Below are 22,831 nucleotides of genomic sequence, written 5' to 3' on the forward strand. Positions count from 1 at the left end.
CCCCCCCCCCGCTACCGTCTTCGTGGCTCCGCAACGGGGCCTCCGGCCTTCGGGTCCGGCATGACTTCCCCCCTTGTTGTTCATGATCCGGGGGGGTGGTGTCACCGGGTCCGGAGGCATCGACGGATCGCTGATGAGGGGCTTGAGCACCGGCTTCACCCGGGCCGGAAGAGCTCTCCGTAACGTGGATGTGGCAGCTCGGTGCCCAGGCAAGGCCGGACGAAAGCGTGATGGAGGGGCCTGCACCTGATCGACACCGGCGACATCGACGTCTTCCTCGGCCTGGACGTCGGCAAGGGCGAACACCACGCCACCGCCGTCACCCCAGCCGGGAAGAAAGCGTTCGACAAGCGCCTGCCCAAAACCGAACCCAAGCTCCGCGAGCTATTCGCGAAGCTCCAGGCCAAGCACGGGACGGTCCTGGTCGTGGTCGATCAGCCGACCTCGATCGGCGCCCTGCCGCCGGCGGTCGCACGCGACGTGGGCTGCCCGGTCGCCTACCTGCCCGGGCTGACGATGCGACGGATCGCCGACCTCTACCCGGGCGAGGCCAAGACGGACGCGAGGGACGCGTTCATCATCGCCGACGCAGCCCGCGCGATGCCCGTCCGGGGGTTGCAGGAGGGGTCGAAGTAGGCCAAGGATCCGGTGAACGCGAGATTCTTCACCTGCCCGGACTTCAAGTCGACGATGGCGGTAAACGCCCCTCCCTGTATCAGATCCGGCTTGTTCGTGAACGCGCGCGGTGCGTATACGGCAGCCACGTGATCACGGTCCATGGCGCACGCATTACCGATCCACGCATCTGCCGGCATGCCCGGCTCAGCCAGCTCGGCGGCGGTCCACCACTGGTAGGCAGTCTTGCTGTCCGCGATGAGGATCTTGAAGCCGGATGCGTCGGCCGCCGTGGTCATGGCACGGTCGGAAGACGTGCTCCAGTCCTTGCCGAGCTTTTTGCCGGGATCCGGGATACGCAGCGGCGAGGTCTGCTGCTCACTCCTGCCTGGCGGCGACGGCGGCGGGCTGGATGCCCTGGCCGGGGCCGCCTGAAGCAGGCCACCGGTCAGAACAGCTGCCACTGTGACACCAGCCGAGGATATGGGTCGTTTGCTGGATTTCAAGACAGGACTTGCCCACTGTTGAGTTATGGGATGTCCCGTGCCCCGATCGCAGGGCACGGCTTGAGCCGCCCTGCACCTACAGGGGCCAAGGAGCGGGGGCTTCACGAAGAGAAGGAAGGGTCCGGTCAGTTCTGCTGGACTGCAAGGACACGAACCCCGTCGAGGATCTCCTGCCGGTCCCAGGGAATGCTGACGCTGCCGGTGTAGCTGGCATGGGCGCGAACGCGGCTGATGACGGTCTTGGTGAAGGCGGAGGGATCGTCACCGAAGCCGAACGTCACGGTGTACGTAGCCGGTCCGGGGGATGTGTCGTTGTGGATGACGTACTCGGCGGTCGCCATCCGGTGTCCGTGGCTCTGGTCGACGCCGTACCGCGTCACCTCGACTTGCGGCCTTTCATCGACGGGCTTAGGGGTGGCGTTGACCTGGGTTTCTATAAACCAGACTGCCGCTCCGAAGACGACCGCGAACATCGCCAGCAAGCTGATGATGGTTCTTCTGCCGGGCATGAAGGGTCCTTACCAACTGACGCGGCCCCGTGCCCCGGGGGGGAGGTACACGGGGTCTCGCCTGTCATCTACTGGGGCGGAAGCGGCTACTGATTGTCTGACGTAGCGCGAGCGGTACGCGCGTTGGTGAGCAGCTTGGCGTTGCGGGCCTTTTGGGCCTGGAGTTGCTTTTTGTGGGCGGCGATCTGCTTCTTCTGGTAGGCAACTTCCGCTTTGTACCAGACTGCTACGAGACGACCGCTCTTCTTGCAGGTGACGTCAGCTGTGGCGGTCTGCACCTCTGCGTGTGAGGGCCTGGAAACGGTACGGCCGGCAGACGGAAGGGCCGCTGGGGCGTCCAGTGGGGAACGCAGGCTGTGTCCCGCCCGGTTCATGCAGGACGACCACGCGGCGAGCGCCTTCTTCACCGACCCCTGCTTCTGCGTCACTGCGAACGATTGAGCGGACAGCTCGCCGGCTGGATCGGTAGGGTTGACAATGCCAATCTTCTCGTTCGCCTCGGGGATGCACATTTCGTCGAGGGCCTTGTCCCACGCGTCGGTGCGGTTTTCCGTCTTCTCTTCTGCGTCCGATTCGGCCTGCTCCTGGGTAGGGTCTGCCGCGCCGGGGAGTTGGTAGCCGTGTGTGCGTGCGGCCTCGACGTCGGCGAGGCCGTAGCGGCGCTCCATGTTGGCCTCGTCGTAACCTGCCCGGGACGGTGTCACGGGCAGGGGGCGGATTGAACGTGAACCCGTGACTCTGCATGCACGCAGACTCCACCCCCGAGCGCGCGTCCTCGATCCTGGCGGTGTCCGCGTTGGAAAGCATGTAGTCCTGGACCGGCAGTCTCACGCCTTCGACGAGGCCCTGCTGGGGAACTCGCTGGGGCTGTGCAAGTCGCCGAGCGGCATTGGTTTGTGCGCGGCTTCCCGCGGTGTGCGCTGTGGTCCGGTCGCTGCCCTGGCTGCTGTGAGTTGTGGGGGCGGTGGCGACGGTGACGCATGCGGCGGCAGTTGCTGCCACCCGTACGGATCTGGCAAGCACGTCAATTCCTTCGCTGCGACTCGTTTTTGTTCTTGACGCTGGATGCGAGGTTGTGAGCGATGCCGTCCTTGCGAGGGAAGTACGTGGTGGACCCCGCGTAATTGGTGCTGGAGAACACGTTGTACGAGTGCGACGGGTCGTCGTTGGACCCGGACGCCGCGTTTCGATAGATGGCGTCCCCGTAACCTTTGTCGTCGTTGTAACACGCGTTCGAGTGGAAGTCGAAGGTGTAACGGACCACGGTGGACTGGTTCGGTGAGTAGCCCCACGCGTTCGGAACCGACACGTTGGACAGGAAGCATGAACCGTGCGACCCACGTTTGCGAGGACCGTGAGGTGTAGTGAAGACGGAAACAGTACTTGTTGCCGGACGACGAGCAGATGTCGCTGTCGTACGAGGTTGCGGCGTAGGCGGATGACGCCCAGCGAGAAGGGCAGCGCAGGCGACAGTGGCGGTCAGGGTGGCAGTGGTAGCTCGTAAATGACCCAAAGGATTTCCCCCTGGTGAAGGTCGAGCCACACGGGGAGGTCCGTGCTGTTGCTGTGTGTTGTCCCCCGTGCACGGTCACGTACAGCCTCGCGGCCTGGTCTGGACCTGCGGCTGGTACAGCAGCACTCTACGCACACGGGTCTCAGTGCGAGCAAGAGCCCGCTAGGAACAGGCCGGAAGCGAGCACTCGTGCGGAATCCGAAGCACGCGCACGAGGCCTGTGGGTTTCCTGTGCGGCGAATGGCTGAGAGGTGCTCTGAGCAACCGCTTAGATGGCCGAAAACCTGAGTTGTTGCGATTGATGCTGTACGCAGACCTCATAGGACCTAGGTGTATTGACCCGCAGGGTTGTTGACGTGGCTGACCCAAGTCGCCTTCCGTCCGCCACCGGCGGCCTGACTTGTGGGCGGTGGACCTCGATATGCCCATCTCGGCCGCGACATGTGCGACAGCACGGCCTGACAGAACACGTTCGACCAGCAGCCGCCTGCCGAACACGGTCAGCCGGGCGTGGGGCACGAAGACCTGCGGTGCGGTGCAGTCCTAGACAGCTCCACCACTCCGGAGGTCTTCGTCATGATCAAGCCCGGCCGGTGTCAACAACGCTCGTGATCAATACACCTAGAAGGCTGGCGGGGTGGCACGGAAACTGCGGAAGGCCAGTTCCGTGTTGTCGGCACGGATACCGACGCCACCGGGCAGCACGAGGGAGCCGGGCGTGCGGTCGTCGGTACGGAGTACCGTACGGTCGTCGATCGCCAATTCAAGTCGTACTGACCCGAATTGGTTGACAGTGGACGCAGTGATCTTATGCCAGCTGTTGTAGGCGAAGGTGTGACGCGTTTCGTCCAGGGTCGCGTAGTCGCCGCCCTCAACGGCCCGTGCGTCGTGCGCGGGAACCTTTCTCTTGATCACCACTGCTCCGTCACGACGCCGGAAGCTGAGCGCGTACAGCTCCTCGGGGCTGCGGTAACGCAGCCAGAGGTGGCCGCCGTCCCAGTCCTGGGACGGACTGCGGGGCGTGGTGACCGGCGGCTTCAGCCGGACCCACGTGGTGACGGACACCGAGCCGAAGTCCCGCCACCTGCTGACCAACCGGAAGACTGCGGAATCGGTGGCCGCGGCGGAGTCGGCGCCTGTGAAGCCCGTGTCCGGCGCCCCGGTCCACCCCGCGCCCCGCGCGGCGAACAGCGAACCGCTGGTGACCACCCAGTCAGTGGAGCGGCACACTCCGGCGGTGTGGGGGTGACGGAAGGCATACTCGTTCGTCACGAGTCCCTCGCCGGTGAAGACCGGAGTGAAGGGTGTCGTCCCGTGCCGCCCGGAGGCGTACCCGACGAGGACGGCCCCGGCCGTGGCGGCCGCCGCGCCGGCCAGGGCAGCGCCCAGCACGGCGCGCCGGGACACCCCCGGGCCGTCGGCCGCCCGCGGGCTCTCGGCATCCAGAGCGTCGGACACGAGCTCCCCTGAGCTGTCACCTTGAGGTCGGCGACGGTGGGCCAGGAGTGCCGGGTCGTGTCCCGGTTGGCAGAGAAAGCCACGCCCCCGGTCTCCGACCGGGCCATGGGCGTCATACGGGTGGAGCCGTCCACGGCGACGACTGTCGAGCCGCCGGTCACCGTCACGGACACTCGGTGGCTGTCCGCTGCGGTGAGGGAGCGAGTACCGACGAGTTGTTGATTGTCTGCGTCACCGGAGTACACGTTTAGCTGGTCGCGGCCGACCTGCACGCTGATGGCCAGCGCGCTTCCCCCCGGACCCAGATCGCTCCGCTCACCCCGGACCCGGACAGCCGCTGCACGGTGCCCGTGACGGTGTAGCCGGTCCAGCCTTGGGTCCGCCCGGGCTGGTAGGCGCCGTAGGCAGAGAGGGTGCGTCCGGTGGGCTCGATGGCGCTGCGGGAGATGTGGAACGGCGCCGGGACGCCGGGGGCGCTGAGCCACTGGGCGGCGGGGGCCATCAGGTCGGCCCCGGAGACGCTCTGCTGTGCGCCACGGGACATTCATGCGGTGCCTGATCGTTGCGCATTACGGTGGCCCGAGCGCGGTCGCCGCCATGGGCTGCCGCTGGGGAGGAGACTGTCGTGCTGCCACATGTCGGCTTGTACTACCCGTACATTCACTTTCGGGATGAGGGGTGGCTGAAGACCGCTGCGCTCTACTGGCGGGAGATGGCGCGAGTCGTGCCCGAGGGCTACCGCGTGTCCGATTCCAGGACCGCACGCGTCCTGAGTGATGAACTCGGTTTCGTCACGCAGGTGGGGCCTGCCCCCGCGGCAGAGCAGGTGGCGCCTATGTTCCTTGATCTCCTCGACCGGTATGCGGACGCATTACGCGCCGCAGGATACGGTGTATCGGATTCCTGGGATGAGGGACGCGAGACCCATGCGGTCACGTTGCTTCCAACGCCCCCGCACTCCTTCGGCGTTGGGCGCTCCACGTCTTCTCCCCCAGCTCAGGCGGCAGCTTCCTACTGGGAAGAGTTCACTCCTGAGCTGCGGGAGGCGTTGTTCGCCACCGGTCTCGCCGCTGACGCGCGTCGTGCCCCCGGTCTCCGGGCGAGACAATCACTTGTTCGAGGGCGATGGGTCACCATGAATGCTGCGCTCGCCTGGGTGTACAAGTGCGCCTTCGTCGAAGCTCTCGCGGCCCAGGGCCGGTACACGCCCACAACTGATCAGTCCGGCGCCCACCTCGCATCGAACGGCTGGGATACCGAGCGCATCGCCGAAGCCCTTCTCCTGAATCCCGCGCCGTCCGCTTCACCCGTGCCGGCCGCTCCTACTGCCGACATGGTTGGCCTGCTGGCCATCCGGATCGCCGTTCCGGCCGGCCTCGCGGACGTACCTGTTGAGAAGGTCGTGGCGCTTCGCAGAAAGCACCGGGACGAATTCGCAGCGTTCACGAGGACGGTGTCGGAGACCGTAGACCTGCTCAGGCAGGACTTGGCCGGGGTCACGCTACCCGAGGCACAAAAAAGGTATGTGGACATGGCGGTGGAAGAGCGCTTCGAAGAGCCGTTGCGGGCACTGCGGGCCGCCATGAAGGGACAAGGGGTTGACACGGTCTACAGCGCTATTAACGTGAAGTTCGAAGTTCCCGCGCTGATGGCTGCGGCTGGCGGAGCTGGTGGTTTCGCCGGCCAGCAGCCGCTGCTCGGCGGCGCGGTGGGTGCGGCCCTGGCCTTCGCAAGCCTTCGCTACACGCATCGTCAGCAGACCAAGGCCTTGAAGGCTCAGAGCCCGGCCGCCTACCTTCTCGCCGTCCAGCAGGGCCTCACCCCGCCGTCTCTTCTCCGCAGGATCACCCGCTTGGCTTGAGACGTACCATGGCGAGCGCCATCAGCGGCACTTGCCACCCGGCCTGCCGGCACATGCGGCTGGGCCTGCCTGTGCGCGGCTGCCATGTTGCCGTGCGCTGTTCTGCTCGCCGCCCGCTTACGCCGAGGACGCCCCGACTCCGCTGGACGCCGGCCGCCCGCACGTGTGCGAGGAGCCGGTGCTCACCGGCTTCCGTTCTCTCGCCCCCCGCGGCCTGCCCGGACCGGTCAGCCGGGCGTCAGGCCGCGATCAGCGGGCGCTGCCACAGTGATGCACGTGAACGGCACCGGGGAACGAACCCCGGAGCCGCGCACGGGGAGAGGTGCCCGGAGTGGTTGATCGGGGACCAGCGAGCACGCCTCACAGGTCGGGCCCCTTCAAAGGGTCCACGCAGGTTCGAATCCTGCCCTCTCCGCCCACCACGTCCCACCCGGCCCCACCCGGCAGCACCGGCAGCACCCGGCCGCATCCGAGGGCACCGCCCTTCACCGGGTCCCGAGGTCGTAGGCGGTGCCACCGGTGACGGCCTGGAGTCTGTCCGGGTTGGCGACGTTGTGGATGACGGTGATACGGCCGCCGGCGTCGACGTCGAAGGTGACGGTAGCGATCACGCGCCCGGGCGCACGGAACACGGATGCCCAAAGCGCCGTTGATCTGGGCGAGTTCGGCTCGCCCGTCGGCGGGATCGACGCCCTGGTAGGTGACCGTGCCGACGACCGCGAACCAGGCGGCCACCGTGGCCGCGCCGACGACCGGGCGCACGGCCTGGCGGACCTGGCCGCCGCCGGTCGCGACGGCGAAGCACCTGCATCCGCTCGGAGAACCGCTCGTCGGCGTTGACCACGCTCATCCGCACGTCCTGGCACTGCTTGGTCCGGGCCACCAGCTGTACGGCCGCGGCCCTCTTCGCACCCCGCCCTCAAAGCCACCACGTGGTGTGCGGCCGTGGTGCCGGTCCGCTGTGCCGCGCTCATCCTTTTCGTCTCCTCGCCTCGCTCACCGACACCTACCAAGACCGGCGGGCGTGGACCGCCACCCCCAACCCGGCTGTGGCAGGCCTCAGGCCTGGTGCTCAGGCGCCTGACCTCTTGTCGCCGATGAAGACAGGTCTCCTGACGCCTTGCAGCCGCACCCGTTCTCACCAGCAGTCTTCGCCGAAGAGGAGCAGGGACAGGGGCCGCGACGCCGGCCGAGCCACCAGGTCCCGGCGGCGAGAACGGCCAGGGCGACGGCGACGCCGGGCAGCCAGCCCACCACCGCCCCGGCGCCCGCGCCGACGACCCCGGCCGTGATCAGAACCGGCAGAGCGCAGCACGCCACGCAGGCCAGAGCGGCAAGGCCACCCAGAACCTTCGGCGCCCGGTGGGGGCGATGGTCAGCAGCAGGGTCCGGCATGACGGTTCTCCTCGGCGAGATCGGTGAAGGGGATGGGACAGCAGGAACTCATGGCGCAGACGGTCAGGTCGTCACACCCGGCGTCGACGGCCGCGGCCAGGGCGGTACGGATGGTGGTGAGGTCGGCGATCCTCGCGTCGACCTCGGCGAGCTTCGCCGCGGCACGCTCCTGGAGCCCCGCAACAGGGCGGCCGTGCCGGTGACCGCCCGCCTCCAGCAGCTCGGCGACCTCCTCCAGCGTGAAACCGAGCCGCTGCGCCGCCTTGATCACCCGCAGCGCCGTCACCGCCTCCTCGCCATACAGGCGGTGGCCGCCGTTGCTGCGCTCCGGCTCGGCCAGCAGGCCACGCCGCTCGTAATAGCGCAGCGTCTGGACGTTCACCCCGGCCGCCTCGGCGACCTGCCCGCTGCGCAACCGAGCACTCACGACCGTTCTCCGACGGCGGTCCGCATGGCCAGGGCCGCCAGTACCGCGGCGTGCTCCTGGTCGACGGCGATGTCCAGGACGATCAGGTTCTCGCCCGGGGTGACGGTGAAGGCGAAGAACGAACAGCAGCCGCTCTCCCGCTCCGCCAGGTCCCGCACCCTCTCCTCGACGCCGGGTCCGCTGGCCAGGTCCAGGTGCAACCGCAGCGGTCCGGGCCGCGACACCGCGACCAACCGCTCGCCGAACAGGTCATCCCACTCCGCAACCCGCAGGGGCCGCTCCTCGGTGGGCAACGTGCAGGACTGCGGCACCCACGCCAGATCACTCATCACGCCCACTCTCGTCATCACGTCCCGCCAGGGGCGGGGGGACACCTCTGACGGTAAACCTGTACCTAGGTACCGATTGCAAGCCCAGGTGCAGGCGGAAGCCGCTTCGCCCGCGCCACTGAACTGGAGCTCGCCGAGCGTGCCGCCCTCGCCCAGGGCATGACCGTACGGCGCGGTGCGGACAGGGCTACACCCTGCGCGTCACCGCCGTCCCCGCCGTGCACCGCCAACTCCTCGCCCGCTGCCAGCCGCTCGACGGCACCCCGGGCGGCCGGCCAGCGCCTTGAGTTCGGAGCCGGGGCGGGGCTCTCGGCGGATCAGTCGATCATCGGGAACGCGGCCGGCCGTCGAACTGGCCGACACCGGGACCGTGGACGAACACGGCGAACTCGTCGCGACATTCTTCGCCGAGCACGAGGTCATCGCGCCGCCGGGCGGCGACTAGGGCGAACTGCCACGGTTTCGCCACGGACGCCGTCGTCACGGCAGCCGGCGCCTGAACGAGCGGCGGCACCCCGGCGCCGGCGACCGCTGTACTTCTGTCGCCCTGGCCGCCCGACCGGTGTCGCGAACCGCGTGCGGAGTCCGGATCGCGTCCTCGCCTGCCGGCCGGTGCGGGGCACACACGGCGAGGACGGTCGCCTACGGCCCGTCGGCGGCCCTGGCAGGGGCAAGGTGCGGTGGCCCGGCGCGGCCGACGGGATGTCTTCGGATGCGGGTGCCTCGTACGGACCGGAGCCGGATGCGGGCGTCGATGCCGCCGTGGGGTGCGGCGTCGAGTGTGACGTCACCCCCGCAGGCCTGTGTGAGCCGTCGGACCATGGACAGGCCGAGGCCGGTGCCGTCGTGGTGGGCGTCGGTGGCACGCCAGAACCGGTCGAAGGCGCGTTGCCGTTCGGTCTCGGTCATGCCTGCGCCTTGATCGACCACGTGCAGCTCGGCCATGAGTGGTGTACGACCGGAGTCGGTGAGTGCCGGTGCGGTTGCGAGGGTGATGGTGCTGCCGGCAGGGGACGCCCGCAGCGCGTTGGAGAGCAGGTTGTCGATGATCTGCTCGAGTGCTCCCGGGACCGCCCACACGGGGCCGGCCCTGGTTCCGGTCACGGTGATGTCGACGTGTTGTTCACCGGCGAACGCTGTCCAGGTGGCTGCGCGGTCGGCCACGACTGCGTCGAGGTCGATGACTTCTGGTGTGGTCGCCGAGTTCTCCAGGCGCGCCAGGGCGAGCAGCCCCTGCACCATGCGGCTGAGCCGTCCTACTTCGCCGATCGCTTCGTCGAGACTGTGCTGGGCGCAGGGCGCGAGATGGGGCTCGAAGTTCTCAAGGCGCAGCCGCAGCGAGGTGAGCGGGGTCTTCAGCTGGTGCGACGCCTCAGAGGCAAATGCTTCCTGGGCGCGGAGCAGGTGCTGGAGCCGGCTTGCCGTGCGCGTGAAGGAAGTGGCCAGCTGCCGCAGTTCCGGCGGCCCACGGTCGGTGGCAGGAGGGTCGGTGAGGCGGCCGTCGGCGAGTTGCCTGGTGGCGCATTCCAGGGCCCGGAGGGGGCGGGTGATCCAGCGAGCCAGTGCGAAGCCGATGAGAGCGACCACGGCCAGCACGCCCAGCCCGACGAGGGCGAGCGCCATCCAGGTGGCGTGGATCTTCTGGGCGAGTGGGCCAAGGGAGTACAGGGTCCGCACGGCACAGGGCACCGTGTCACTGGAGGCCCCTGACACGGTGGCGAACAGGACTTTGCCGCCCGGAACAAGATCGTGGCTGATACCGGTGGCGGGCCGGTCGCTCAGGGCGGCGGCGATGTCCGGTTCGGAGGAGATGTTCCTTCCCACGGTGCTGGCGGTCGTGGTGTCGGTGAGGACGATGCCCCTCCGGTCAGCGACGACCACGCTGCTGCCGGTGCGCCGAGCGTAGCTGCGGGCGAGTTGGGGCAGATCGGAGGCCAGTCCGTGTTCAAGCTTCTCCTCGCACACCGAGGCGAGTGTCACCGCGCCCAGTTCCGCGGTGTGGGAGAAGCGGTTCAACTCGCTGCGGGCGTAGACGAAACCGAACGGCACTTCGAGGGCGAGCAGGACGAGCGCCATGAGGCTGAGGTAGCTGAGCAGGAGGCGGCGGGTCATCGGGCACCTCTGCGGGGCTGTTCGAGCGGTGCCTGGAAGGTGGCGTCAGCCCTTTCCGGCGGCGGTACGAGGCGGAATCCGATGCCGCGGATGTTCTCGATCCAGGAGGGATCACCGAGTTTGCGACGCAGGGCGGCGATGTGGACGTCGAGCGTCTTGGTCGGCCCGAAGTAGTGCGGCTCCCAGGCCGTGTCGAGGATCTGCTGGCGGGTGAAGACGGCCCCGGGATCCTCGGCGAGGCAGACGAGGAGATCGAACTCCTTGGGAGCCAGAGCGATGGGCGACTGGTGCAGGTGCACCTGACGGGTACGGCGGTCGATGGTCAGGTGCCCGATCCGCTGAGCACCCGCTACACCGCCCTGGCCCAGGCCGCTGGAAGACTCCGTCACGGGACCGCACGGGCCCGGGGACGGAGCGCGGGTCCGGCGCGTGACGGCGCGGATCCGGGCCACCAGCTCCCGGATCCCGAACGGCTTGGACAGATAGTCGTCCGCGCCCAGTTCCAGGCCGAGCACGCGATCGACTTCGGAGTCCCGGGCAGTGATCATGATGATCGGGACGGCGGAACGGGCCCGCAGTTCCCGGCAGACGTCGATGCCGTCCATGTCGGGCAGCCCCAGGTCCAGCAGCACTATCTCCGGTTCCCCGGCGGACAGGCCGTCGGCACCCGTCCGCGCGTGTTCCACGGTGAACCCGAAGCGGCACAGCCCTTCCATCAACGGCTCGGCCACCCGGTCGTCGTCCTCGATCAGCAACACGTGCATGCCATCAGGCTCACAAACGGCATGCGTACCGTGCGGGCCATTCGTCGGTGCATTCCCCCGTGTCGGTGATCCTGTCCGAGTCGGTTCCGTGACGTCGGCGCAGGTGAGGCCCCCGATGGGCTCATTGGAATTCGACCGGATGGCGCAGTCGGAGGCGAGGAGTGTGCGCGGACATCCAGTGCGTCGACAGCAGGTGGTCAACAAACGGTTAAGAACCCCGGATGTCGGTCGCGTCGACTGGAGTGTGACCAAGAGCTGCTGACCAGCCGGGCACCGCCCACTTACCGGGCCTGACCTTGTGGAACAGCCGTACTGTTCCGCTGTCCGTTCTCTGCTGCGGCGAGACGGCCACCCTGATCCGAACGCGGGGGAGGAAAGTTCCGCAGTGCAGGCAGTTCTCCCGGACTGTGCCCTTCCTCGCGGCGCTCGCTGTATGTGCGCTGGGAATTCGCTTACACGCTCCCCCGTAGTGTCGATGTGCGGCGGGTCACAGGAACGCCGAGCGAAGGAACCCACACACAATTTCTGGAAACAGGCATGCCAAACACAGACTCAAACGCATTCACGAATCGGCCGTCTCCCTCTCTTCCGGGACGGTGATGATGTCTCAGACCGCAGTCGAAGAGCTGCGCATGGTGCGCCCGGATCTGGTGGAGCCGTTCATACACGCGCTCCCGGCGGCGCGTGCCACCGTGCTGGGCCGGCTGTGGGGCGCTATCGCCCGGGAGCCGGTTCCCGGAGTGACCGGCCGACGGCGAGAGGCGGAGACGCTGGGGGTCACTTTGGACAGCGGCGGCCGTCTCGCCGCCCCCGACGCATGTGCCCAGCGGTTCGCGCAGATTCCCGAGGACTTCACCGTCATGGGGCCCGAGGGGCCCCTCCGTGGCCCGGCGCAGCTACTGGAGCAACTGAAGTCGCGTACCGCCGCGGCGAGCCGGCTGGCCGTGGAGCTCGACAACAGTGTCGTCAACCTTGCTCTGGCCCGCGCAGCGAACGCCGCAGGACCGCTTCCGCTGCGCGATTCGGCCGACGCGGAGCAGGCGGTCGTCGACGGCCACCCCCAGCACCCGTGCTGCCGCACCCGCACCGGCATGTCGGTCGCCGATGTGCTCGCCTACGCGCCCGAACACCATCCGGTGATCCAGCTGGCCCTGCTCGCCGTCCCGGCCGACCGCCTGCAGAAGGCCGGCACGTGGCCCGCGGAGCTGCGTGACGGGGACACGTTCCTGGTCCCGGTGCATCCCTGGCAGCGGGACCATGTGCTGGTACGCCACCGCGACCTCGCCGTGACGCGGCACACACTGCCGGCCCGGCCGCTGCTGTCGCTGCGCACCCTGGCGCCGTTGGCCGGTCTCGCGGGCTGCCACATCAAGACTGCGCTCGACGTACAGGTCACCAACTACCGCCGCACCATCTCACCGGTCGAGATCGCCGACGGCCCGCCCCTGTCGGAGCTGGTTTCGGCGGTCGTCGACAAGGCCGGGTTCGGTGGCAGCCTGCGGGTCCTGCGCGAGCTGGGCGGCGGCGCGGTGCGGGTGGACGGCCGGGCGTCCGCGAGCCTGGCCGCGATGGTCAGGGAGTCCACCGAGTGCCACGTGGACGACGGCGAGATCGCCGTTCCGCTGACCGCGGTTCACGCCACTGGCGCTGCTCTGGTGGCAGGTGATCCTGTGCGCTGGCTGGCGGACTTCGCCACGCTCGTGCTGCCTCCCGCGCTGACGCTGCTGTCCATGGGGGTGGCCCTGGAGGCTCACGGCCAGAACACCCTGGTAGTACTGCGAAACGGACGGCCGGTGCGGGTGCTGTACCGGGACCTGGACGGGGTACGGGTCAGTCCGCGCCGACTGGCCGCATGCGGGTTCACTCTGCCGCCGCTTGAAGGCACCCGCGCCGGCGACGACCTGGACTCGCTGCGCACCAAGCTGTTCGGCGGGCTGCTCAGCGGGGTGTTCAGCGAACTGGTCGACGTCCTCGCCCGCACCCGGGCCGCAGATCCCGGGACGCTGTGGGAGACGGTGGCCGAGGCCGGCCGCCGCGTGTACAGCGATCTGCCCGACGACGGGGACGCGGCAGCGTTCTTCGGCGACACACTGCCACTGAAGGCGACCATCGCGATGCGTCTGGCCGAGGACACCGGCACGGCGCAGTGGACTCCCGTCCCCAATCCTCTCGCGCAGTTCCGCTGACCCCCGCAGCCCCGGGTGCGGCCATGGGACCGGTCCTTCCATGGCCCCACGACGGCCGGCCGACGACCGACACACGACTTCGGACGTACTGGAGCCACCGCATGACCACCTCCACCACTGCCCCCGGCGACACAACCACGACCGTCACCGCCGCCACCGCCACCGCCACCGCCACCGCCACCGACAGCTCCGCGCAGACGGCCGACGTCGTCACCGCTCACACACTGCTCAACTGCCTGATCCGAGAGGTCTCCGCTCCTGAGCACCAGGTGACCGTGGACCAGGACCACCTCCTGCTACGCCTGCCCCGACGTGGCCTGCTCCTGCGCGCCCGACTGCGCAGGGCCTCGCTGATCGGCGCCCACCGTTTCCAGGGGCCGGCCGAGCGGCTCGATAGCGACGGCTGGGTCACCATCGGCTGGCGGGAACTGGCCGGCTACGTCCAGGACGAACTGGAGCAGCGCACCGGCACGGCCAACGACGAGTTCCTGGACCAGGTCTGCGACAGCCGCGAGACCATCCACACCGCCCTGGAACACCGCGCCGACGCAACCCCGCACACAAACCTCTACCTCGCTTCGGAACAGGCCCTGGTGTTCGGCCACCGCTTCCACCCCACACCCAAAGCCCGCACCGGGGACCCAGCGGACTGGCTGGTCTACGGGCCGGAAACCGGCGCCCGCTTCCGGCTTCGCCATCTGGCCCTGCGTCGCCACCTGGTGCGGGAGGAGGGCGACCTGAGGGATCTCGACGCGCTGTGTCCGGGGGCGGACCCGGACTTCGTGACGCTGCCGGTGCACCCCTGGCAGTTCCGGCTCCTGAGTGACCACCACCTGCTGCGGGCGGCGATGGATGCGGGCGAGGTCGTGGACACCGGCCTGAGCGGGCCGGAGTGGGTGCCGACGGCATCGGTGCGCACCCTGTACCAGCCGGACGCGGACACCTTTCTGAAGTTCAGCCTGAACGTGCGCCTCACCAACTGCGTCCGGAAGCACGCCCGTTACGAACTGTCCGGTGCCGTCGCCCTGAACCAGCTCATCCAGCCGGTCATGGCCCGGATCGCCGACCGCTTCCCCGGCTGCGCGCTGCTCGCCGAGCCGGGCTACCGCACGCTCGCCGTCGACGACGACACCGCCCTGCTGGAGGGTTTCGGCGTCATCGTCCGCTCCGGCCTGCGCCCTCACCTGCGTCCCGGCGTCACACCCCTGCTCGCCGCCGCGGTCGCGGACGAGTACCCCACCAGCGCAGCCCACGTCTCCCACCTGCTCGCCCGTGGTGACGGAGACGTCCTGGCCTGGTGGGACGCGTATCTGCGGCTGCTCCTGCCTCCAGTACTGGCCGCCTACCTCGACCACGGCGTCGTCCTGGAACCCCACCTGCAGAACGTCGTCGTCGGCGTCAACGCAGAGGGCATGCCCGCCCAGATGCTGTTTCGCGATCTGGAGGGCACCAAACTCCTGCCCCGCCACCACCGGCGCGCCCTCGCCACTCTGCCCGAAGACGTCAGCGGGCCTCTCACCTATGACGCCGAACGCGGCTGGAACCGGGTCGCGTACTGTCTCCTGGTCAACCACGTCGCCGAAGTGGTCGGCGCCCTCGCCGACCTCCAGCCGGCACGCGAGCCGGCCCTGTGGGGCCTGGTCCGCGACCACCTCGACGCCTACGCCCGCACCGCGGCCGAACCGCCACGGCTCCGTGCCCTGCTCTGCGGAGTGCCGCTGCCCGCCAAGGCCAACCTCCTTCTGCGCTGGGCCCGCCGGGCAGACCGGCACGCCACCTACGTCCCCCTGACCAGCCCGCTCGGCGCGGACTTCCCCCGCGAGGTCTCCCTGTGAGAGCCGGCCTGCTGCACCACGTCCACCAACTGTCCGACGACGACCTGCCGGCCTACGTCTACGATCTGCCCGGCCTGCGCGAGCACGCGCGTGCGATCCGGGCGGCGCTGCCGAGACGCGTCGAGCTGCTGTACGCGGCGAAGGCCAACTCCGACCCGCGGCTGCTGCGTGCCCTCGCCGAGCACATCGACGGGTTCGAGGTGGCCTCGGGCGGCGAGATCCGCCACATCCGCGGCCTCCTACCCGACGCGCCGATCGCCTTCGGCGGCCCCGGCAAGACCCCGGCCGAACTGACGCAGGCCCTGGACGCCGGGGCGGAACGCCTCCACATCGAAAGCGAACACGAGCTGCGCACCCTGACGACCCTGCTGGGCGACCGTACCGCCGACGTCCTCCTGCGCGTCAACGTACCGGTGGTGGTCCGCTCGGTCGCGCTGGCTATGGGCGGTGGGCCCAGCCCCTTCGGTCTGGCCCCCTCCCAGCTGGACCGATGCCTGCACATCATCGCCGCCGACGGGCGTATCCGGCTGCGCGGGCTCCACGCCCACATGGCCAGCGGCCTCGACGCGCGCGCCCACCTGGCCCTCGTCGACCAGGTCATGGGCTGGGCAGACCGCTGGGCGCACCAACGAGGAATCACCCTGACCGAGGTCAACATCGGAGGCGGAATGGGCGTCGACTACGCCGACCCCCGCCACGTCTTTGACTGGCCGGCCTTCGGCATCGGATTGCGCCGGACCCTGGAGCGCCACCCCGATCTGACGCTGCGCATCGAACCGGGCCGCTCGGTCACCGCCTACTGCGGCTGGTACATCACCCAGGTCCTCGACATCAAGTTCAGCCGCGGCGAGGCGTTCGCCGTCCTGCGCGGAGGCACACACCACCTGCGCACACCCGCCGCGAAGCAGCACAACCAGCCCTTCGAGGTCGTCCCCGACGACTCCTGGCACCAGCCCTGGACCCGCCCCGAGGCCCGCGGTGAGCCGGTGACCCTCGTCGGGCAGCTGTGCACGCCCAAGGACGTCCTGGCCCGTCGCACCATGGTCGACCGGCTACGGGTGGGCGACCGGATCGCCTTCGCGATGGCGGGCGCCTACGCATGGAACATCTCCCACCAGGAGTTCCTCATGCACCCCCACCCGACCTTCCACCACGTCGACGTCCCCGACGCTCCCGTCGGGGACGCCCACGCCTTCCAGACGGCATGAGCACGGATCACCAAGTCGGCGCACGGAGGGGAAGCAAGGCTTCGAGCATGGCGCTCGGCACGCTGACTGTCCGACCCTTTCGCCGCTATCTGCTGGGCCAGCTGACCTCCAACATCGGCACCTGGATGCAGCGCGCCGCCCAGGACCTGCTGGTCCTGCACCTCACCGGAAACAGCGGCAGCGCGGTCGGTGTCGTGACCGCGCTGCAGTTCCTGCCCCAGACACTGTTCGGCCTGACCGGGGGCGTCCTCGCCGACCGGTTGCCCAAGCGCCGGCTGCTGCTGATCACGCAGACCGCCATGGCCGTACAGTCCCTGCTGCTGGGGCTGCTGACCGTCACCGGGGCGGTGAACCTGTGGTCCGTTTATGCGCTGGCCCTGGCTCTCGGCACCGCCACCGCCGTGGACAGCCCCGCCCGGGGCGCCTTAGTCGCCGAACTGGTCAGCCGGGAGCGAGTGCCGGCCGCGGTCGGTCTGAACTCCGCCCAGTTCAACGTCGCCCGCATCGTCGGCCCCGCCACGGCCGGCCTGACCGTCGCCGCCATGGGCATCGGCCCGGTGTTCCTCATCAACGCCGTCTCTTACCTGGCGGTCCTGTACGGGCTGATCAGTGTTCCCCCCGGCGCCCCGCGCGAGCCCACCGGGCCTCAGCGTGGTGATCCATGGCTGACCGAGGTGTTCCGTCACATCACCGCCACCCCGGATCTGCTGCTGCCGATCACTCTCATCGCCGTCGTGGGCACCTTCGGGTTCAACTTCCAGGTGACCATCTCCCTCGTAGCCATCAAGGTCTTCCACTCGGGCGCCGCCGCCTTCGGCTGCCTCTCGGCCGCCTACGCCGCAGGCAGCCTCTTCGGCGCGGCGCTTGCGGCCCACGGCGGTCGGCCTCCCACCGCCCGGCGCCTGGTCACCGCGACCGCAGTCTTCGGGGTGCTGGAAGCGGCGCTGGGCCTGATGCCTGGCTACGGCACATTCATGGCGCTGCTGATTCCCACCGGCTACGCCGCGGTCACCGTCACCACCACCGCCAACGCCCTGACGCAACTGCGTGCCGAGCCGCACCTACGCGGCCGCGTGCTGTCCGTGTACTACCTCGTCCTCCTCGGCGGCACACCCATCGGCGCTCCCCTCGTCGGCCTGGTCTCCGACGCCTTCGGTGCCCGCTCCTGCCTGACCCTCGGCGGCATCGTCTCGGCGGTCTCCGCGCTCGCTCTCTCGTCGTTGATCGCCGAGCGCCGCCGGCTGGAACCTCCGAGTCAGGTTGCCGGACCGGTCGGCGCACCACTCCCCGAAATGCCTCCGGCCGGCGCATCCGGCAGGACTCCCTCTACCGGTAAGGAGCGCTTCACTCGATGAGCGTGCCCCTGCCCGGCAGGGCACTGCTCCCATGGCCGACGGGGATGATGTCGGCGCGGGCGCCATGGGTGCCGATGTTGGGCATGGTGTGATCGCCGTCGAGGCCCATGACGATGTGCAGGTACACGAAGCTGTTACGGGTATCGCACACTAGCAGGACGCTGACCAGGGAGAATGGAGAACTCTCGCGGGATTACCTAGGGTCGGCGCGTGGCTCTTATCGTGGTGTGCGAGGATGACGCGGCTGTCCGCGACGTACTCAAGCGCGCACTCGAGCACGACGGCCACACGGTCGCAGTCGCTTCTACGGCGGACAGCCTGCTGCGGAACCTTGATCCGGTCCCTCACCTGGTCGTCCTCGATCTGGGGCTCCCGGACGCCGACGGTCGTGATGTCTGCTTGGCGCTGCGGGCGCGTGGCGTCGATGCCCCGGTGCTGATGCTCACCGCTCTGGATGGCATGCATCACAAGGTGGGCGGCTTCGAGGCGGGAGCCGACGACTACATGACGAAACCGTTCGACATCCCGGAGTTGCTGGTGAGGGTCCGCGCCTTGCTACGCAGAACAACCGCGACGACCCCACCGAAGGGCGTCGTTCTCGATCCGGCGAAACATGTCGTAAGCCACGGTTCGGCAAGCGAGAGCCTGACGCCGACCGAGTTTCGGTTGTTGGGCAGGCTTATCGCCTCACAGGGCGACGCTGTACGCCGCCACGCCCTCGTCGCTGCCGGCTGGCCGCATGGCGCGCAGGTCAGCGACAACACCCTCGACTCTTTCGTTCGCCGGCTACGGACCAAACTCGGCGCGCTGGGCGTGGCCGATCGCCTGGCGACGGTCCGTGGGGTGGGCTATCGATGGGAGTGACGGGCTTCCGCGGGAGAGTCGTCGCGCTCGCAGTGCTGATCGCCACAGCGGTGGCCGCAGTGCTGGTGGTGGTCTCACACGTCTTGCTGAGCCGGGTGACCGACGCTGACGCGAACGCTCTGGCGCATACGCGCGCAGAGGCCGTGGCCGCGAACGTAACCGTACGCGGTGGCCACGTCGTGCTGATCGAGAGCGGCAACGAAGCGCTGGACACGGTCTCGTGGGTGTATGCCGATGGGCACCTCATCGACGGGATCGTCCCGGGCAGCCTTCGTGGCCGCGTCGAGGCGCTTGCCGACTCCGGGCAGTCCCAGACCACCACGACCGGCAGATACCTGCTGTATGCCCAGCCGATCCGGCTCGAAGGCCACCGCGTCGTGGCGGTCGTGAGGGTGGATCTAACGCCGTACGAGACGTCAGAGCAGCGCAGCCTGGGGATGTCGCTCATCTTGGGTGGCATCACGATCCTGCTCGCGGGCGTCGTCGCGTACCTCGTGGTGGGTCGTGCGTTGCGAGTGGTTCACGAAATGGCCGCTCTTGCCGACGACTGGGGCGATCACGAACCCGGGCGCCGATTCAACCTCGGCGTTCCTCGCGATGAATTCGGGGAGCTCGGGCGAACTCTCGATCGCCTGCTTGACCGCATAGACAACGCGCTCGCGGACGAGCGCCGGCTCACCGATGAGATCGCCCACGAGTTGCGGACGCCCTTGACGGCGCTGCGGGGCGAGGCACAATTGGCGCAACTCTCCGGTCACCATGTGTCACCGGAGTATGTTCTGACTGAGGTCGACCGTCTGAACACGGCGATCACGACGATTCTGAGTGCCGCCCGGACGCGGATCGACGCCGGGACCCGCTGCGATCTCAGGGCGGCGGCGCGAGAGGCGATCGCCGGTCGCTCCATCGAACTCGCCATCCCGACCAACGTCGATGTCGCCGTGGCAAGCGAACTCGTCGTGGCGGTGTTGTCACCCCTGCTGGAGAACGGCCTGCGGCATGCGAGCTCGCGGGTTTGGATCACAGCGCGCACCCAGCCCCAGGGCGTCGTGATCGATGTCCTCGACGACGGCCCGGGGTTCGATCCGGCGGAGGTTGATCGGGTCTTCGAACCCGGCGTGACCAGCGGCAACGGGCACGGGTTGGGGCTGGCCGTGGTTAGGCGTCTCGCCGCGTCCGCGGGAGTGGCAGTCCGTGCGATCGCGGATGGTCACGGTCGCGTCGAGGTGACCTTCCCCACGCCAGAAGAGATCGCGTAGTCAGGTTGTGTGCAGGTTGGCCGAGTAAACCTCCCTGCATGACAACGACAAGCGAAGCCCACACGCGCCGCAGCGGGCGGCTGATGCTGAACAAGGTTCCCGAGGTCACCATCTGGTTCTGGGTGATCAAGATCCTGTGCACCACCGTCGGTGAGAGTTTCGCCGACTGGATCAACATGAAGCTGGGCGTCGGCCTGGTGAACACGGCCTGGATCTTCACCGCGGTGTTCGTGGTGGTCCTGGCCATCCAGTTGCGGCTGAAGCGGTACGTCCCGTTCCCCTACTGGCTGACCGTGGTCGTTGTCAGCGTCACGGGCACGCTGTACACCGACATCCTGACCGACCAGCTCAACGTGCCGCTGTGGATCAGCTCCGCCGTGTTCTCGGTCCTGCTCGCTGTGGTCTTCGGCGTGTGGTGGCTGCGCGAGCGCACCCTCTCGATCCACTCCGTCACGACGCTGCCGCGTGAGTCGTTCTACTGGCTCGCCGTTCTCGTCACCTTCGCGCTCGGCACCGCCACCGGCGACTGGACCCTCGAGCTCACCGGCTGGAGCCCGGGAGCCTCGGTCATGCTGCCGCTCGGCCTCATCGCGGCGATCACGCTGCTGTGGAAGTTCGGCGCGAACCCCGTGCTGTCCTTCTGGCTCGCCTACATCCTGACCCGCCCGCTCGGTGCCAACATCGGCGACTGGCTCGCCTCCCCGAAGGTCGCTCAGCCGGGCGAGCCGACCGGCCTTGCGCTGGGCACCTTCACCACCAGCCTGATCTTCCTCGGCCTGATCCTGGCGACCGTCATCTACCTGACGGTGACGCGTTCCGACGTGACCGAGACCTACGACGCCACGCACACCCCGCAGATCACCGCCAACCCGCGCAGGGAGCGCATCGCACTGGCGGGCTTCGGCCTCCTCGCCGTCGCCACCGTGGGCCTGCTGGTCTGGGCGCACAGCCAGCCGCACGTCGGCCCGGCGCCGGAGACCGACGCCACCTCCACCGTTCACCTCTCCCCCGGCCAGGCCGTGAAGAAGTTCCCGCCCGCGAAGGTCACCGCCCTGAAGGCACTCGCAACGACCTCGCTCAAGGACGCACGGTCGGGGAACGCGACCGGGGCCCACGCAGCTGCCCAGTCCCTGCGAGACCTCTGGGATGCCGACCAGGCCTCGTTGCAACCGCTGGACAACACCGGCTGGACGTTCCTCGACGCCCAGATGGACCAGGTCCTGAAGACCTTCGGCATCGACCACCCGAACCCGCCGATGTCGCCGGCGCACCAGGAAGCCGAGCTCAACACCCTCCTCACAGACATGCGCTGACAGACCTGATCGGCGCCGGGATCGCAGCCGCCGTCGGCGCGCTGCAACCCTCGGCGACGAGGCACGGAAAGCGGTCGCCGGCCTTGACGGGGCCGCCCCTCGAGGCCGGTATCGCGCCGAGCAGTGCGATACCGGCCTCGACCGTCAGACCGTGATCATTCAGACGCGGCGGCGGGTGTTCACGCTGTTCGTGATCGCACTCGTGGCGAGCACGTATGACCGGCACGGTTTCTACTCGGGGGCACGGCTCGGCCCCGGTACCTTGAGAAACCTCCTGGCCTTGCGCGGAGAACCGGTGTGGGTGTTCGGCCCGGGGCGATTCAGGCGGTGCCGGGCGACGAGTTCGAGGGTCACCGCGACCGCGACGGCCTGCACGGCCATGAGCGCGATGAGGACGAACAGTTGCACGGCTCCAGCCAGCACAGGGCCGGCCCCTCCCAGGAGCATGCCGACGAAGGCGCCGGGGAGCGTGACCAGCCCGACCGTACGGGTCTGGTCGAGACCGGGCAGGAGGGCCTCTGAGGCAGCGGAACGTGCGATCTCCATCCGCGCATCACGGTCCGTGAACCCCAGCGCCATCGCCGCCTCCACCTCGCCGCGGCGCTGGGACAGTTCGTCCAGGGCACGGCGTCCGGCGAGGACAGTCACGGTCAGTGCGCCACCGATGAGGATGCCCGTGACCGGGATCAGGGCGACGCCCTCAAGAGGGACCAGCCCGGTGGCGAGGAGCGCCACGACGACCGGCATCACGCCTGCGGTGATCGGAGCGGCCGTCAGCCACCAGGTGTGGTTGCCGGTGATTCTCCTGCCGGCCGTGCGCACGGCCACCGCGAACATGACCGCGAGGAACGCCAAAAGCCCCGGCACCGACTTGACCGCCCAAGTGATGACCAGCGAGACCAGAACGAGCTGGACAGCGGCACGGAAGCCGGCGAAGAGGATCTCCCGGGCCCGGCTCTTGTACGGGTGGGGGTCCAGACGGAACCAGCCTGCGACCGCCGCCGCCACCAGTAGTAGCGCGGCGAGCAGTCCACCGAGGGTTGGGTTGACCGGTACAAGAGATGCCGCACTCGACGTCACGTTCCCCACCCCGAAGAACTGCTGCGTGGCCGAGGGTGTGCGCGGGTCCGCGTCCCGGCTGGCCTCGGTGGCCGACAGCTCAGTCTACGGTGACGTCATTCCGTCGCCGTTCACGCTCCGCTGTTCATGCCCGCCCACCCCGCGGCCGCGAGGAACGAGAGGATGCTGCTTCGGAGGGCACGTCGGCCGGGCGTGCACGCAGTAGCGCGGCGCGGCACGCGGGCGGCTGTCGCAGGGCGATG

At 68.8% G+C, this 22,831-nt stretch carries 19 protein-coding genes and 4 pseudogenes; 10 read left to right on the forward strand and 13 right to left on the reverse strand.

Annotated elements, in window-relative coordinates; all coding sequences use genetic code 11:
- Positions 1 to 249: 249 nt before the first annotated feature.
- Positions 250 to 606, forward strand: a pseudogene (locus V7E45_RS02640) (IS110 family transposase); the annotation flags it as partial.
- Here V7E45_RS02640 and V7E45_RS02645 read toward each other — a convergent pair.
- From V7E45_RS02645 to V7E45_RS02670, 6 genes and pseudogenes are all read right to left on the reverse strand, one after another.
- Entirely contained in the window at positions 537 to 1,079 is a 543-nt protein-coding gene (locus tag V7E45_RS02645) for a hypothetical protein (RefSeq protein WP_333772405.1), read from the reverse strand. The pseudogene V7E45_RS02640 and the gene V7E45_RS02645 sit on opposite strands and share 70 nt — an antisense overlap.
- A 167-nt stretch (positions 1,080 to 1,246) precedes the next feature.
- A complete protein-coding gene (locus V7E45_RS02650; protein ID WP_333772406.1) occupies positions 1,247 to 1,630 on the reverse strand; it encodes a hypothetical protein in 384 nt (127 codons plus the stop codon).
- An 86-nt stretch (positions 1,631 to 1,716) separates the two neighbouring features.
- Positions 1,717 to 2,298: a hypothetical protein gene (locus V7E45_RS02655; protein WP_333772407.1), complete on the reverse strand. Its 582-nt coding sequence runs from the start codon at positions 2,296 to 2,298 to the stop codon at positions 1,717 to 1,719.
- Positions 2,299 to 3,506: 1,208 nt separating this feature from the next.
- Positions 3,507 to 3,662: pseudogene (locus tag V7E45_RS02660) on the reverse strand (helix-turn-helix domain-containing protein); the annotation flags it as partial.
- Between the two features lie 102 nt (positions 3,663 to 3,764).
- Positions 3,765 to 4,601, reverse strand: a complete 837-nt coding sequence (locus V7E45_RS02665; protein ID WP_333772408.1) for a hypothetical protein — start codon at positions 4,599 to 4,601, stop codon at positions 3,765 to 3,767.
- 247 nt (positions 4,602 to 4,848) lie between these two features.
- Positions 4,849 to 5,145 (reverse strand): hypothetical protein, encoded by a 297-nt coding sequence (locus tag V7E45_RS02670; protein ID WP_333772409.1) that lies wholly within the window; start codon positions 5,143 to 5,145, stop codon positions 4,849 to 4,851.
- Between the two features lie 81 nt (positions 5,146 to 5,226).
- Between V7E45_RS02670 and V7E45_RS02675 the strand changes: the two genes are divergently transcribed.
- Both V7E45_RS02675 and V7E45_RS02680 read left to right on the forward strand, forming a co-directional pair.
- A complete protein-coding gene (locus V7E45_RS02675; RefSeq protein ID WP_333772410.1) occupies positions 5,227 to 6,462 on the forward strand; it encodes a DUF6236 family protein in 1,236 nt (411 codons plus the stop codon).
- Positions 6,463 to 6,778: 316 nt separating this feature from the next.
- Positions 6,779 to 6,877: pseudogene (locus V7E45_RS02680) on the forward strand.
- Between the two features lie 70 nt (positions 6,878 to 6,947).
- Here V7E45_RS02680 and V7E45_RS02685 read toward each other — a convergent pair.
- The 5 genes and pseudogenes from V7E45_RS02685 to V7E45_RS02705 all read right to left on the reverse strand — a co-directional run.
- A pseudogene (locus V7E45_RS02685) lies at positions 6,948 to 7,248 on the reverse strand (RNA polymerase subunit sigma-24); the annotation flags it as partial.
- 589 nt (positions 7,249 to 7,837) lie between these two features.
- Complete coding sequence (locus V7E45_RS02690) at positions 7,838 to 8,284, reverse strand: MerR family transcriptional regulator (RefSeq protein ID WP_333772411.1); 447 nt, start codon at positions 8,282 to 8,284, stop codon at positions 7,838 to 7,840.
- Entirely contained in the window at positions 8,281 to 8,613 is a 333-nt protein-coding gene (locus tag V7E45_RS02695; protein WP_333772412.1) for a hypothetical protein, read from the reverse strand. Before V7E45_RS02695 ends, V7E45_RS02690 begins: the two co-directional genes overlap by 4 nt.
- Before the next feature lie 642 nt (positions 8,614 to 9,255).
- Complete coding sequence (locus V7E45_RS02700; protein WP_333772413.1) at positions 9,256 to 10,725, reverse strand: sensor histidine kinase; 1,470 nt, start codon at positions 10,723 to 10,725, stop codon at positions 9,256 to 9,258.
- Positions 10,722 to 11,489 (reverse strand): response regulator transcription factor, encoded by a 768-nt coding sequence (locus V7E45_RS02705; RefSeq protein WP_333772414.1) that lies wholly within the window; start codon positions 11,487 to 11,489, stop codon positions 10,722 to 10,724. The genes V7E45_RS02700 and V7E45_RS02705 overlap by 4 nt, the downstream gene beginning before the upstream one ends.
- Positions 11,490 to 12,091: 602 nt before the next feature.
- Between V7E45_RS02705 and V7E45_RS02710 the strand changes: the two genes are divergently transcribed.
- The 4 genes from V7E45_RS02710 (at position 12,092) to V7E45_RS02725 (ending at position 18,073) form a co-directional block, all read left to right on the forward strand.
- Positions 12,092 to 13,675, forward strand: a complete 1,584-nt coding sequence (locus V7E45_RS02710; RefSeq protein WP_333772415.1) for an IucA/IucC family protein — start codon at positions 12,092 to 12,094, stop codon at positions 13,673 to 13,675.
- Between the two features lie 101 nt (positions 13,676 to 13,776).
- Positions 13,777 to 15,510, forward strand: coding sequence for an IucA/IucC family protein (locus tag V7E45_RS02715; RefSeq protein ID WP_333772416.1), 1,734 nt, complete (start codon positions 13,777 to 13,779; stop codon positions 15,508 to 15,510).
- Positions 15,507 to 16,718, forward strand: coding sequence for a type III PLP-dependent enzyme (locus V7E45_RS02720; RefSeq protein WP_333772417.1), 1,212 nt, complete (start codon positions 15,507 to 15,509; stop codon positions 16,716 to 16,718). The genes V7E45_RS02715 and V7E45_RS02720 overlap by 4 nt, the downstream gene beginning before the upstream one ends.
- A 47-nt stretch (positions 16,719 to 16,765) precedes the next feature.
- Complete coding sequence (locus V7E45_RS02725; protein ID WP_333772418.1) at positions 16,766 to 18,073, forward strand: MFS transporter; 1,308 nt, start codon at positions 16,766 to 16,768, stop codon at positions 18,071 to 18,073.
- Here V7E45_RS02725 and V7E45_RS02730 read toward each other — a convergent pair.
- Positions 18,063 to 18,224 carry a hypothetical protein gene (locus tag V7E45_RS02730; protein WP_333772419.1) on the reverse strand — a complete coding sequence of 54 codons (162 nt, stop codon included), beginning with the start codon at positions 18,222 to 18,224 and terminating at the stop codon, positions 18,063 to 18,065. The genes V7E45_RS02725 and V7E45_RS02730 overlap by 11 nt on opposite strands.
- A 59-nt stretch (positions 18,225 to 18,283) precedes the next feature.
- On the opposite strand from V7E45_RS02730, the gene V7E45_RS02735 reads away from it, so the two are divergent.
- Genes V7E45_RS02735 through V7E45_RS02745 form a run of 3 tightly spaced genes read left to right on the forward strand, consistent with a single transcriptional unit; the run spans position 18,284 to position 21,509 of the window.
- Positions 18,284 to 18,937: a response regulator transcription factor gene (locus tag V7E45_RS02735; protein ID WP_333772420.1), complete on the forward strand. Its 654-nt coding sequence runs from the start codon at positions 18,284 to 18,286 to the stop codon at positions 18,935 to 18,937.
- Positions 18,928 to 20,196: a sensor histidine kinase gene (locus tag V7E45_RS02740; RefSeq protein ID WP_333772421.1), complete on the forward strand. Its 1,269-nt coding sequence runs from the start codon at positions 18,928 to 18,930 to the stop codon at positions 20,194 to 20,196. The genes V7E45_RS02735 and V7E45_RS02740 overlap by 10 nt, the downstream gene beginning before the upstream one ends.
- A 38-nt stretch (positions 20,197 to 20,234) precedes the next feature.
- Entirely contained in the window at positions 20,235 to 21,509 is a 1,275-nt protein-coding gene (locus V7E45_RS02745) for a COG4705 family protein (RefSeq protein ID WP_333772422.1), read from the forward strand.
- Positions 21,510 to 21,740: 231 nt separating this feature from the next.
- On the opposite strand, the gene V7E45_RS02750 is transcribed toward V7E45_RS02745, so the two are convergent.
- A complete protein-coding gene (locus V7E45_RS02750; RefSeq protein WP_333772423.1) occupies positions 21,741 to 22,589 on the reverse strand; it encodes an ABC transporter permease in 849 nt (282 codons plus the stop codon).
- Positions 22,590 to 22,831 lie beyond the last annotated feature (242 nt).

The organism is Streptomyces sp. IBSBF 3136, assembly GCF_036815105.1.
Classification (GTDB): domain Bacteria; phylum Actinomycetota; class Actinomycetes; order Streptomycetales; family Streptomycetaceae; genus Streptomyces.